Origin of the sequence: Shinella sp. HY16, from assembly GCF_028534175.1 — a bacterium.
Taxonomy (GTDB): domain Bacteria; phylum Pseudomonadota; class Alphaproteobacteria; order Rhizobiales; family Rhizobiaceae; genus Shinella.
Genome location: NZ_JAHYXL010000001.1, coordinates 976458 through 988616, shown reverse-complemented (window position 1 = coordinate 988616; position 12159 = coordinate 976458). Strand labels below are relative to the sequence as shown.

Here is a 12159-nt window from a genome sequence, read left to right as displayed (position 1 = left end):
AGAACGGTCATTGACCGGGGAAGCCGGCGCGGCATATCCTCTTCGCCCCGCTTGCGGGGAGAAGGTGGCCGGCAGGCCGGATGAGGGGCAGGCATCCCCGCCCCCCTCAATACCCCACCGCCCGCCGCTTCTCCTCGTCCGTCAAAAACCCCGCCGCGCCCACCCTGGCCCAGAGTTCCGAGCGCTCGTCCGCCAGCCCGCTCACCTGATCGAGATCCGGCACCAGCCGCAACGCGTCGCGCTCGGCAAACCACCCCGCAAAAGCTGCCGCCGTGCGCTGCACCAGCGGCAGCACGGTGAGCCGCCAGAAGGCGCGGTTGGCCTCCTGGTAATTGGCATAGGTCGCATCGCCGGGAACACCGATCAGCATGGGCGGCACGCCGAAGGCGAGCGCGATGTCGCGCGCCGCGCCGTTCTTCGCCGCGACGAAATCCATCTCGCGCGGGGAAAGCCCCATCGCCTTCCAGTCGAGCCCGCCTTCCAGCAACATCGGCCGTCCGGCCCGCGCCGGCCCGGAATACCCCTCCTCGAGCTCCGATTTCAGCCGGCCGTACTGGTCGGGCGTCAGGTTGCCGCCCTCCTTCGGCTGATAGACCAGCGCGCCGGAAGGCCGCGCCGAATTGTCGAGCAGCGCCTTGTTCCAGATGGCCGCGGCATTGGAGAGGTCGAGCGCCATGGACGCCGCCTCGAGCGGCGCAAAGCCGAGCTGGTCGTCGAGCGGATGGAACAGGCGGAGATGCAGGATCGCCTGCCCCTCGCCCGCAGGGTGCCGACGCACATGCCCGCCTGCGCGGTATTCATAGGCCTCCGCCCAGCCGTCCCGCCCCTCGACGATGCGCACTCTGTCGGGCCTCAGCAGATGAAGTTCGCGCAGGCCCTCGCCCACCCGCACGCCCTCCACGAAGGCATTGCCGGACAGCAGAAGGTGGCCGTAGAGCGTCTCGAAGAAATCCGCGCCCGCCTGGCGCCCGTTCGGCCGCGACAACAGCAAGAGCAAGGGCTCGTCCGGCCGCTCCGCCTCGCCCTGAGCAAGCCAGGGCACCGAGGCCGCCGCCTCCGCGATCATGCGCACGGCACGGTGCGCCACCGGGTTCTTCATGAACCCCTCGCGCGACAGCGAGGCATAGGAGCGGGACGACCAGTGCGCCCGGCCTTCGGCCGTCAGCGCGAAAAAGCCCGACGCCTTGGTCTCGGCCGCCCGGCGCTGCCGGGAGAAAAAGGATGGTAGCTTCATGATGTCCTCGACTTCACGAGATGAGGGTGGCGCCGCTCGAACGCCGGTTGTGGTTTTTTGCGCGCGGCGGTAGAGTATGACCGGAGCATTTCCGGTATCGACATGGGCAAGAGCAGCCGTGACAAGTGAAACGCTGAGCCTTGAATATCTGGCAAGACAGGCCAAATCGAACATGGATGAGATGCGTCTCATCCGTAAGGATCTGACCGAGATGATGCGGCTGCTCACCGCCAACTACGATCTCACGCGCCGCAACGAACGACGCCAGGTCGAGTTGCGCGACGACCTCGAACTGATGATCAAGATGGAACTGGGCGGTTCGCTGGCCAATATCCAGACCTCGATCGAAAACTCCCTCGGCCGCGTGGAGACTGCTATCGGCGATGTTGTTCAACGGGTCGATCATCTCGAAGGCAAATCCTGAAACCTACCCGCCAAGCGCCGCGAAGAACGCCCGCCCGTAGCCCGCCACCTTCTCCGCCCGGTCGCGCCCGTTGACGATCCGCCGCGCGCCGACCCAGTCCGCCCGCGCATCGGAGAAATGATCCTCGAGCCGCTGCCCGGTAAAAGCCCCGCGCAGCATGCCGGTGAACAGGATCTCGACCGCCGCCGCCATCTCCATCGCCCGTTCCGGCCGCGCAAGAAGGTCGATGCCGGTCAGCGCCGCCAGCCGCGCATAGTTGCGCCGGTGGGTGATCTGCACGAGCCCGCGCCCGAGCCAGCTCCTCCCCAAAGCATCGCGCCGCCAGTAGGGCGCGGAAACCTGCGGCAGCCGCCCGGCGGCAAAGGCCCGGTCCAGCCGGTCGATCGCCTCCCCGTCCGTCGCCGCGAAGGTCTCGCGCACCGGCTGCAGGCGCCCGCCCGTCTCGTGATGGGCCGTCGCCAGCATATAGGCGAGGAAGCGCAGGTCCTCCGTCTCGCCGCCCTGCTCGAACCGGTCGAGCAGCGCCGTCAGCCCCGCCACCTGCGTCCTTGCCAGCCGGCCGCCGTACAGCGTCCCGCGCACCGCATCGAAAAAGGCTTTGCGATCGATCGCCATCTCAAATCCCCCGCACCCGCGGCTCGCCTGCCCGCTCCAGCACCAGCGCCGTCAGCGCCCAGACCAGCGCGTCGAGCCGGTCCGGCGAGCGCCCGGAGGACAGCCCGTCCGGCCCGAAATCGCACATCTGGTCCTCCAGCTCGGCAAAGGTGGCCGCATGGACCACCCGCCCCTGCTCGTAGAGCGCCGCCACCGGCTCGGCGCGCAGGAATTTTCCGCGCGTCGCCCGCACGCTCGTCACCGGCAGGTTGACATCGATGCTTCTCAGCATCGCGCTCACCATGTCGCCGCCCTGGTTCACCTCGGCGACCACCCGGTCCGCGTCGAAGCGGCGGAAGGCACGCACCACGGCGCCCGCCCAGCCGGCCGGGCTCGCGCCCGTCACCGAGCAGTCGGCGAGCACCACGGCCCGTCCTGCCTCGTCCAGCCCCGCAACGACGATGCCGCAGACGGAGGCCGCCGAGGCCGTCGCCGGCGGGTCGACCGCCACGACGATGCGCGACAGTGGCCCGGGATTGCGCTGGCGGAGTGCCTCCAGCCGCGCCCGGTTCCACAGCGCGTCCTCGCGGTCGGCAATCAGCTCGCCGTCCAGCTCCTGCCGCCCCAGCCGCGTGCCGCCATAGCGCTCGGCCATTGCAACAAGAAAGCCTGGCGAGAGATTGCCGGCATTGTCGTCGGTGCGGATGCGCCGCACCGCGGTCTTCGGATCGCCCGCCAGCGCCCGCAGCAGCGGCACCGGTCGCGGTGTCGTCGTCACCAGCACGCGCGGATCGTCCCCGAGGCGCAGGCCGAATTGCAGCATGTCCCAGGTCTCCTGCGCATGTTTCCATTTGCCGAGCTCGTCGCACCAGGCGAAGTGGAACTGTGGCCCGCGCAGGCTCTCCGGATCCTCGGAGGAGAAGATCTGCGCGATCGAGCCGTTCGGCCAGACGAGCCGCCGCCGCGAGGCCTCGAATTCCGGCCGTGCCCGCCCGGCGATCCGGCAGATGCCCGATACGCCGTCGATCATCACCTCGCGCGCGTCGCCCAGCGTCTCGGCCACCAGCGCAATGCGCAGGTCCGCCGTCCCGCTGGCGATCGCCTGCACCCATTCGGCGCCCGCCCGCGTCTTGCCCGAGCCGCGCCCGCCCATCAGCAGCCACACCCGCCAGTCGCCGTCCGGCGGCATCTGGGCGAGGCGGTAGCGAAGGTGCCAGGCCTGCAACTGGTGCAGGCTCGTCGGCACGATCGGTGCCCCGCGGACAGGCTCCATTCCTTTGGCCGCGCCCCTCATCCCCCTGCCGGGACCTTCTCCCCGCAGGCGGGGAGAAGGGGGAACAGGCGCTCGATTGTTCCATTCCTCTTGCTCCTGATGGGTAGGAAACCCTGGCCCCATCCCCTTCTCCCCGCCTGCGGGGAGAAGGTCCCGGCAGGGGGATGAGGGGCAGGCCTCAGATGGGGGGCAAGCCTCGCCGCCCGTCCGCCCCAAAATCCCCGCCTCCAGCGCATCGGCCTCGATCGAAAACGCCGTCCGCCCGCGCTTGTCCTCGATCATCCTCAAACCCGCCGCCGCCGTCCGCATATCCGCGTCGAATTTTTTCCCGATACTCCGGCAGGCGCGCCGTGCCCTACGGTTCGCTTTCCGCACGCGCGGCAGCATCGCCGCCAATCCCGGGCTTTGGCCCGAGCCCACGCATCCAGTCTTCCTTCGCCGCATTCAACCGTTCCTTCACGCGGTCCTCGACAAGCCGGTCGAACTCCGCCGCCAGCGCCGCCGCGTCCTCGTCGCCGTCGGCGGCAGCGTCCGCCTCCGCCCGCGCCGTGAGCAGCGTGCGCTGCAGGCTGTCGATCTTCTCCAGCGTGCGCACGATCAGCGAGACCGCCTCGATCGCGGCCTTGGCGTCCGCCTGCGCCTGCTTGCGGAACGCCTCGTCCTGCGGCGCATCCGCATCCGCGTCGGCCAACACCTTCTGGCTCTGGAAGCGCTGGAAACGCTCGCGCAGCTCCTTGGTCATCTCGAAGAGCATGGCCTGCATGTCGAGAAACGGATCGAGCGGCGCCTCGGCCTTGATGTCGAGCATCAGTGCCGCCCCGCCCTCGAGGCCGGCCCGTTGCTCCACCAGCCCGTCATAGACCGCCGGCACCGGAGAGACGCCGAAGAGATCGAGATCGATCGCCAGATCCGTTTCCATGCCCATCCCCCAAATGAAAAGGCGCCCGGTCCGAAGGGAACGAGCGCCTGTCAATAAATTCCTGTGTCCGGATGCAGCAAGCCGGCCGCGGGCGAAGATCGCCGCTCCCCCAGCCTCCGGGAAAACCGGGGCGGATCTCTCCGCCCGCACCTTTCCGACTATACCACAACCCTACCAGACGACCGTGACGCCGTCAAGGACTATTTTCCTAATTATATACTTGACGTACCACGCGGCTCTTTGGTACAAGTATCCAAGGAGATAGCCCATGTTCGACATCACAAACGAAATCTACACCGATGCCGAAAAGGCCCGCGAACACCTTGAAGCTATCCACTGGCCGAATGGCCCGATCTGCCCCCATTGCGGCAATTGCGATACCACGACGATCACCAAGCTTGCCGGTAAGTCCACGCGCCCCGGTGTCTACAAGTGCAACGCTTGTCGCGACCCCTTCACCGTTACCGTTGGCACGGTCTTCGAGCGTTCCAAGATTGCCCTGAACAAGTGGGTTCTGGCTGCTCACCTCATGGCCTCCTCTAAGAAGGGCATGAGCGCTCACCAGCTTCACCGTATGCTTGGGGTCACCTACAAAACCGCTTGGTTCATGGCTCACCGCATCCGCGAGGCCATGAAGGAGGACGTTAAGTCCTCTGGTCCGCTTGGTGGTGGCGGCAAAACCGTCGAAGCCGATGAAACCTATATCGGCAAGCGCGAGACGCCCCGCAAACTCGCTCGTGGCCGCATCGCAAAGCCCACGAAAGGCGGCAAGTCTGGCGGCGCTGACAAGCGCATCGTTGTTGGCCTCGTTGAGCGCGGTGGGAAGTCCCGCATGTTCCACCTGAACGAAGCCACCCGCGATACCGTCCGCGAGGTTCTGGTCCGCAACGTCTCCCGCGATAGCAACCTCTACACCGATGAAAGCCGTCTCTATACGGTCGTCGGCAAGGAGTTCGAAACGCACAAGACGACGAAGCATTCCGCCAAGGAATATGCCCGTCGTGAAGGCGACGTTGTTGTTCACTCCAATACGATTGAAGGCGTCTTCTCTGTCTTCAAGCGCGGCATGGTAGGCGTCTACCAGCATTGCGGCGAAGCCCATCTTCACCGCTACCTCGCCGAATTCGATTTCAGGTATAACCGCCGCACCGCTCTGAAAGTATCGGATGCGGAGCGCGCCGAAGACCTGCTTCGTATGGCCCGCGACAAGCGCCTCACCTATCGGCGGTTTGACGAAAGCGCTCACGCCTAAGCAAAAAGCGCGCCGCCTTCTTCGAAAACGAAAGAAAACAACCTGCGATTCCCGTGGATCGCGGGGCAATGCCACTTGCAATATTGGGAACATGTCGAGAACATAATTGATGGCGGCGCTGATTCTCTCCCCAGAGGGGCGCCGCCATCAACGTGACCAGCCAAAGGACGGCTAGGCATGAAGACATTCCAGACTTTGAATCCTCCTTGGAGAGTCGTCAAGCCGTCCCTTGGTATCCATACAAGGAAACTAAAGAATGGCAGGAACCTACCAAGTCAATTGCCACAAGCCTGACAACTCCGACCCCGACAGGCGCATCCAAGGCCTAGGCGGGAAAGGGTCAACTCAGTGGTATAGAACTATCGACCAGTTGATCGGCCTGATTGAGGGCGGAGACAAGTTCTGGACGGTCGATCAGAAAGGCAATTCCGTTTGGATCATCGTGGCCGCAAGAAACGGTCGTAAATACCTAAAGACCGAGTCAGATGGCATCGAGCCTAACAATCTCTTGGCACTCCCGGTGTGTCCATAGATCCATCCGGCGCGCATTGCTTCCTCCCAGGCTTCGGCTTGGGAGGGACTTTCGGTTCCGGCGGAGTTCTTAGCATCCGCTTTAGAACGTCGTCACCCTTCTTTTCATCTGGCTTTTGATTGGTGTTAGCCATGCCAAATCCTATCGAAACTGATTTCAAGCTAGCCCTCGCCCTTGGTCGCCTTGCAGGCCGATGGGGGCAGGCAGAAATAGGTGTCGAGATGATCTATACGACCCTATCTGAAATGCCCTATCGCAAAGCGATCATTTCATTCTCTTTCCACAAAAGCGTGGCAACACAAAGAGATATAATTAGCCACTTAGCGGATGAGACTACTTGGATAGCTGAGGAGCTACGGGCAGAAATCAAATCGTCCCTGAAAGAATTCGTTGACAAGTCCGCTAAACGAAATGGGTGGATACATTTCCCCTTTGGGGTGTCCACCGCAGACGGGACAGACGAGATTTATAAAATGACGCGCGCAAGGAAAGGTGACGTTCTTTATTCGAAAACCCCGGCAAGCCATAAACTGATTACCGAATTCGCGGACGAGGTGTCTGAACTCACGTCTCGGCTTTATCGGGCGCACGGCCTTCTAACGCTCTCATACGAGAATAAACTAGCAGCACAGCGTCATGATCATAGTCCACAAGGGTTGTCCTCGCGTCTTCATGATATCCAAGCACTTCTCGCAGTGCCTGCACCCCGTTTTCAATCATCAAAGGACTGATCTCAAAGCCCTCATTTTTTTCCGGCCTGTCACGCTCGGGGATCATGACATTCCCAATCTTGGTACGTCAAGTATATAATTAGGACTATTTTCCTATTTCCGGCAAAATCTTTTCGGCCGGCCGAAAGGGTGGTACCCTTCCACCATGATATCCGACGATCTCGTGGTCATGGCCCTCGGCATGCCGGGGGCGCGGGAAAGTGCTCATTTCGGCAAGCGCGACTTCCGGGTGGGCGAGAAGGTGTTCATGACCCTGCCGGAGGCTGGCCGGGCGGTTCTGAAGTTCACGCCGGACCAGCAGGCGCTGGTCATGGAGACGGATCCCGGCCTCTGCGCGCCGGTGCCGGGCGGCTGGGGCCTCAAGGGCTGGACCTCGCTCTATTTCGACGGCGCGGACGGCGCGCGGGTGCGTGAACTGATCGACACCGCCTGGCGCAACGTGGCGCCGAAGAAGCTCGTGGCGGCCCGGCTGCACTGAACCGTCGTTACTTCCCCTCGCCCACTTCCAGCGGCCAGGTCACGAGATAGTCCTCGTAGTCGTCGACATCGATGCCCTCCTCGCTCACCGTGCGCCCGCGGGCGGAAATGCCGGCCTGGTGCACGGTGTCGGGATCGCCGGAAACCAGCGGGTGCCACCAGTAGAGGTCCTCGCCGTCGCGGATGAGCCGATAGCCGCAGGTCGGCGGCAGCCAGGAGATCTTCGCCACGCTCTCCACCGTCAGCCGGATGCAGTCGGGCACGGTCGCCTGCCGGTTCTCGTAGTCCGAGCATCGACAGCTTTCCCCGTCGAGCAGCACGCAGCGGATCGAGGTCCAGGCGATCTCGCCCGTATCCCAGTCCTCCAGCTTGTTGAGGCAACAGAGCCCGCAGCCGTCGCACAGGCTTTCCCATTCCGGATCGGTCATCTCGGCAAGGGTCTTTGTCTTCCAGAACGGCTGACCGTCCGGCTTTTCGGCACTGGTGATCGTCATGCCCGACCCCTGAACCCCTTGGCGGCAAAGGTCAAGGGCCCCGCCGCCAGGACCAATCGACATTCAGTTCAGGCCGCGCCGAAAATGGTGCTTTTCCAAGACCCGGAGCGCAGCGTACTTTCGGTAGGTGAGCACCGGAAGCTGGAAAAGCGCCATTTGCAGGTCGGCATGGGCTGAAGAGCGATTGGTCCTAACCGTTCCGCGCGAAATCCGTTCTGTTGCCTTCAAAAGACTGATATCCTCACCGAATAAACCCGTGGTGAGAGGACGTTAACCCAACGCAGGCAGGCTGCGACCCGCCCCCGCCAAAGGTATGCGAACCGTGGAAGACGACAGCCAGACGCCAAAAAGACCCCGCCGCCGCAAGCGGCATATCTTCCTGCGCATCGATTCCTGGATCGATTCCACGGTCTGGAATGCCGGCTTTCGCTTGGGCGAGATCTGGGAGGAGATCACCATCTTCTCCCGCCGCTTCCACGTCAAAGGCTGGAAGAAGGCCGTCTTCGAGGTCGCCGGCGAAGGGATGAATCTCGGCACGGCCGGCTTCATCCTGCTGCTCGCGCTCGCCCTTCCCGCCTTCGAGGAGACCAAGGGCAACTGGCGCGCCCAGAGCGACTTCGCCGTCACCTTCCTCGATCGCTACGGCAACGAGATCGGCCACCGCGGCATCATCCATGAAGATTCCGTGCCGATCGACGAACTGCCCGACCACCTGATCAAGGCGGTGCTGGCAACGGAGGACCGCCGCTTCTTCAGCCATTTCGGCATCGACTTCCTCGGCCTTGCCCGCGCCATGAACGAGAATGCGCGCGCCGGCGGCGTCGTGCAGGGCGGCTCGACGCTCACCCAGCAGCTGGCGAAAAACCTGTTCCTTTCCAACGAGCGCACCATCGAACGCAAGATCAAGGAGGCCTTCCTCGCCCTTTGGCTGGAGGCCAACCTTTCCAAGAAGGAGATCCTGCGCCTCTATCTCGACCGCGCCTATATGGGCGGCGGCACCTTTGGCGCGGCCGCGGCGGCACAATTCTACTTCGGCAAGAACGTCACCGACGTGAACCTTGCCGAATCCGCCATGCTCGCCGGCCTGTTCAAGGCCCCCGCCCGCTACGCCCCGCATGTCAACCTGCCCGCCGCCCGCGCCCGCGCCAACGAGGTTTTGACCAATCTCGTGCAGGGCGGCCTGATGACCGAGGGCCAGGTGATCGCCGCGCGGCGCAACCCGGCCACCGTCATCGACCGCAACGAGAAGACGGCGCCGGACTTCTTCCTCGACTGGGCCTTCGACGAGGTGCAGCGCATCGCCAAGCCCTTCGCCCAGCATTCCCTTGTCGTGCGCACGACCATCGACATGGGCCTGCAGGCCGCCGCCGATGAGGCGGTGGAAAGCGGCCTTCGCCAGTATGGCGAGAGCTACCGCGTCAAACAGGGTGCGCTGGTCATGGTGGAAAACGGCGGCGCGGTGCGCGCCATGGTCGGCGGGCGCGATTACGGCGAAAGCCAGTTCAACCGCGCCACACGGGCGCTGCGCCAGCCGGGCTCGTCCTTCAAGGCCTATACCTACGCTGCCGCCATGGAATCGGGCATGACGCCGGAGACGACCATCGTCGATGCGCCGATCAGCTGGGGCGGCTGGTCGCCGCAGAACTACGGCCGCAGCTATGCCGGCCGCATGACGCTGATGACGGCGCTCGCCAAATCCATCAACACCGTGCCCGTGCGCCTTGCCAAGGACAAGCTCGGCACCAAGCGTATCGCCGAAATGGCAAAAGCCATGGGCGTCGAGACGCCGATCCGCACCGACAAGACCATGCCGCTCGGCACCTCCGAGGTCACCGTGCTCGACCAGGCGACCGGCTATGCGGTCTTCCCCGCCGGCGGTTTCCAGTCGCGCCGCCACGGCATCAGCCAGATCCTCAACTACGACGGCGACATCCTCTACGATTTCGGCCGCGACGAGCCAGCGGCAAAGGAAGTCTTGTCCGAACAGGCGGTGTCCTCGATGAACCGCATCCTCGTCACCATCCCGGTGAGCGGCACGGCACGGCGCGGCGCGCTCGACCGCGGCATCGTCTCGGGCGGCAAGACGGGCACCACCCAAGCCTATCGCGACGCCTGGTATGTCGGCTTCACCGGCAACTACACGACCGCCGTCTGGTTCGGCAACGACGACTATACCTCGACGAACAACATGACCGGCGGCTCGCTGCCCGCCATGACCTTCAAGCGCCTGATGGATTATGCCCACCAGGGCATCGAGCTGCGTCCCATTCCGGGCATCGAGAACCCCCTGCCGGACGGCAAGGCGGCAAGCGAGGTGGCGGCGACATCGAGCGACGAGAACGCGCTGCCCGCGCTCGTGCGCCCGCGTTCGCTCTCCACCGACGTGACGAAGCTGCTGAAAGACGTCGCCCGCGAACTCGGCGCGGCGAAGGCGCTGAAGGCCGATGGCCGGGTCGCCGCGCTCGACGGAGCGCTTGACCTTGCTCCGGCGAACCGCACAGAGTGACGGCAACCTGATTCCAACGGTCGATCGCCTTGTTTCGCACGCCCCTCGTCATCGCCACAGCGCTCGCCGTCGCCTTCGGCCTCGGCATATTGAGCTCGATCTACGCGCTGCGCGCCACGGTCGGCTTCGGTGCCATCGCGCTCGGGCCCTGGACCGCCTTCCCTGCCGCCCAGACGGTCGATGCCGACCCCTATGCAAAAGCCCACCGGGCGCGCGACGGCAAGCTGCTGCTCGGCGGCGCCGAAGGCCTGACCTTCACCGCCGCCACCGACAGCGAGAGCCGCACGCTGGTGGAAAACTGCCGTTACGAGATCCGCGGCATCACCCCGCCGGCGCGCCTCTGGACGCTGCATGCGGCGGACCGCAACGGCAACCCGCTTGAGGACGCCCGGCCCGGCCTGCCAACCGGCCTCAACGCCTGGTCGGTGCTGCGCGCCGCCGACAGCAATTTCTCCATCCGCATCGCCTCCTCGGCAACGCCGGGCAACTGGCTGGCCGTGCCGCAGGGCAAGGCGCCGTTCCTGCTGGTCATGACGCTGCTCGACACGCCGACCGCCGGCAGTTCCGGGGTCATCGACCTTGCCATGCCCGGCATAACACGGCTGGATTGTGCCGATGCGTAGCTTCCTCTATGCCATCGCCGTCGGCCTCGTCGGCGCGGCGCTGCTGCACATCGTCATTATCCTCTCGCTGCCGAGCTTCACCGGCCGCGACGCCTATACCCGCGTGCAGGCCTTCGGCGAGGCGAACCGCTTTTTCCCGCTGGCGGGAAGCAGCGATTCCCTCGCCCCGATCAACGACGACCCGGCGATGAAGACGGCGGTCTGCGCCTTTTCCGTGGAGACCGGGCCGATCCGGCTGTTTGCCGAGGGCGATGTGCCCTTCTGGTCGCTTGCCGTCTATGACAGCGCCTCCAACGAGGTGTTCAGCATGAACGACCGCACCTCGGTCAGCGGCGCACTCGATACGCTGATCGCAACGCCCATCCAGCTCATCGGCATCCGCAAGGCCGTGCCGGCCGAGCTGGAGCAGTCTATCCTCGTCGAGATGCGCGGTGAGGAAGGCTATGCCGTGCTGCGCACCTTCATGCCGACACAAAGCCGCGAGGAAGCGGCGACCGCCTTCCTGGCGGATGCCAGCTGCGAGCCGTTTGCGGCGGAACAATAGGAAGGATCGCTCCGAAAGGAGCCGTGTGAAGCGGGACTATCCCCGCTAGGGCCATCTAGGCCCGTTCAGGCCATGCGCGGCGGCCGCACGCGCATGCTCCAGCGCTGCACCGGGCAGCAACCGGAAGAGGATCAGGGCCGGCGGGCGGTGTCCTGAACACCCTGCTTTGCCGCCTTGCCGCGGGCCGCCAGCATGGCGGGCGTCAGGCGTTCGTATCTTACGCCGGTGAAGAGAAGAACCTGGGCCGGAGCCGCACGGCGAATGGTGTCGCGACGCGGCGTTCGCGCGAGCCATTCCTTCAATCGTACCACGTCTGCCATTCTCGCCTCCAAAAGAAGAATCGAGACGGATGAAGCACTCCTACAAATCTCACCCTGCCCGTTTCAACGGGCCGGTGCATCCGGTTCCGTCACCCCCGGACGCGACATGAGATCGATGTCTCCCCAGTCGCATACGGGTGGAAAACGGCGATACGGGACCAGAAGTTTCCCATTCACGGGAATGTGTCTGGCGACCGTCCGGTATCCGGAACATCGCACCTTTCCCTCGCGGAACG

General features: G+C 64.6%; 14 protein-coding genes. 8 read left to right on the top strand and 6 right to left on the bottom strand.

Going from position 1 to position 12159, the window contains the following annotated elements:
• Positions 1 to 106: 106 nt before the first annotated feature.
• Positions 107 to 1234: a phage portal protein gene (locus K0P03_RS04905; protein WP_272789051.1), complete on the bottom strand. Its 1128-nt coding sequence runs from the start codon at positions 1232 to 1234 to the stop codon at positions 107 to 109.
• Positions 1235 to 1352: 118 nt separating this feature from the next.
• Here K0P03_RS04905 and K0P03_RS04900 point away from each other — a divergent pair, with 118 nt between their 5' ends.
• Positions 1353 to 1658: a hypothetical protein gene (locus tag K0P03_RS04900; protein WP_272789050.1), complete on the top strand. Its 306-nt coding sequence runs from the start codon at positions 1353 to 1355 to the stop codon at positions 1656 to 1658.
• A gap of 3 nt (positions 1659 to 1661) precedes the next feature.
• Here K0P03_RS04900 and K0P03_RS04895 read toward each other — a convergent pair whose 3' ends face one another.
• From K0P03_RS04895 to K0P03_RS04885, 3 genes are all read right to left on the bottom strand, one after another.
• Entirely contained in the window at positions 1662 to 2273 is a 612-nt protein-coding gene (locus K0P03_RS04895) for a hypothetical protein (RefSeq protein WP_272789049.1), read from the bottom strand.
• Between the two features lies 1 nt (position 2274).
• The gene (locus K0P03_RS04890; RefSeq protein WP_443020531.1) at positions 2275 to 3525 is read right to left on the bottom strand and encodes a DNA-packaging protein; all 1251 of its coding nucleotides are present in this window, start codon (positions 3523 to 3525) and stop codon (positions 2275 to 2277) included.
• A gap of 355 nt (positions 3526 to 3880) precedes the next feature.
• A complete protein-coding gene (locus tag K0P03_RS04885) occupies positions 3881 to 4444 on the bottom strand; it encodes a hypothetical protein (protein ID WP_272789048.1) in 564 nt (187 codons plus the stop codon).
• A gap of 268 nt (positions 4445 to 4712) precedes the next feature.
• On the opposite strand from K0P03_RS04885, the gene K0P03_RS04880 reads away from it, so the two are divergent.
• The 4 genes from K0P03_RS04880 to K0P03_RS04865 all read left to right on the top strand — a co-directional run bounded on the left by K0P03_RS04880 (position 4713) and on the right by K0P03_RS04865 (position 7437).
• The gene (locus K0P03_RS04880; protein ID WP_272789047.1) at positions 4713 to 5696 is read left to right on the top strand and encodes an IS1595 family transposase; all 984 of its coding nucleotides are present in this window, start codon (positions 4713 to 4715) and stop codon (positions 5694 to 5696) included.
• A gap of 256 nt (positions 5697 to 5952) precedes the next feature.
• The gene (locus tag K0P03_RS04875; protein ID WP_272789046.1) at positions 5953 to 6228 is read left to right on the top strand and encodes a DUF3892 domain-containing protein; all 276 of its coding nucleotides are present in this window, start codon (positions 5953 to 5955) and stop codon (positions 6226 to 6228) included.
• A gap of 131 nt (positions 6229 to 6359) precedes the next feature.
• On the top strand, positions 6360 to 6959 hold the full coding sequence (locus K0P03_RS04870) for a hypothetical protein (protein WP_272789045.1): 600 nt from the start codon (positions 6360 to 6362) through the stop codon (positions 6957 to 6959).
• Between the two features lie 145 nt (positions 6960 to 7104).
• Positions 7105 to 7437: an MmcQ/YjbR family DNA-binding protein gene (locus tag K0P03_RS04865; protein WP_023514008.1), complete on the top strand. Its 333-nt coding sequence runs from the start codon at positions 7105 to 7107 to the stop codon at positions 7435 to 7437.
• A 7-nt stretch (positions 7438 to 7444) separates the two neighbouring features.
• Here K0P03_RS04865 and K0P03_RS04860 read toward each other — a convergent pair whose 3' ends face one another.
• On the bottom strand, positions 7445 to 7930 hold the full coding sequence (locus K0P03_RS04860) for a YcgN family cysteine cluster protein (protein WP_023514007.1): 486 nt from the start codon (positions 7928 to 7930) through the stop codon (positions 7445 to 7447).
• 322 nt (positions 7931 to 8252) lie between these two features.
• On the opposite strand from K0P03_RS04860, the gene K0P03_RS04855 reads away from it, so the two are divergent.
• Genes K0P03_RS04855 through K0P03_RS04845 form a run of 3 tightly spaced genes read left to right on the top strand, consistent with a single transcriptional unit; the run spans position 8253 to position 11603 of the window.
• The gene (locus K0P03_RS04855; RefSeq protein WP_024270253.1) at positions 8253 to 10436 is read left to right on the top strand and encodes a transglycosylase domain-containing protein; all 2184 of its coding nucleotides are present in this window, start codon (positions 8253 to 8255) and stop codon (positions 10434 to 10436) included.
• Positions 10437 to 10465: 29 nt separating this feature from the next.
• Entirely contained in the window at positions 10466 to 11059 is a 594-nt protein-coding gene (locus K0P03_RS04850; protein ID WP_023514005.1) for a DUF1214 domain-containing protein, read from the top strand.
• The gene (locus K0P03_RS04845; protein ID WP_272789044.1) at positions 11052 to 11603 is read left to right on the top strand and encodes a DUF1254 domain-containing protein; all 552 of its coding nucleotides are present in this window, start codon (positions 11052 to 11054) and stop codon (positions 11601 to 11603) included. The genes K0P03_RS04850 and K0P03_RS04845 overlap by 8 nt, the downstream gene beginning before the upstream one ends.
• A gap of 131 nt (positions 11604 to 11734) precedes the next feature.
• Here the strand turns inward: K0P03_RS04845 and K0P03_RS04840 are convergent, their stop codons facing one another.
• Positions 11735 to 11923 carry a hypothetical protein gene (locus K0P03_RS04840; RefSeq protein ID WP_023514003.1) on the bottom strand — a complete coding sequence of 63 codons (189 nt, stop codon included), beginning with the start codon at positions 11921 to 11923 and terminating at the stop codon, positions 11735 to 11737.
• Positions 11924 to 12159 lie beyond the last annotated feature (236 nt).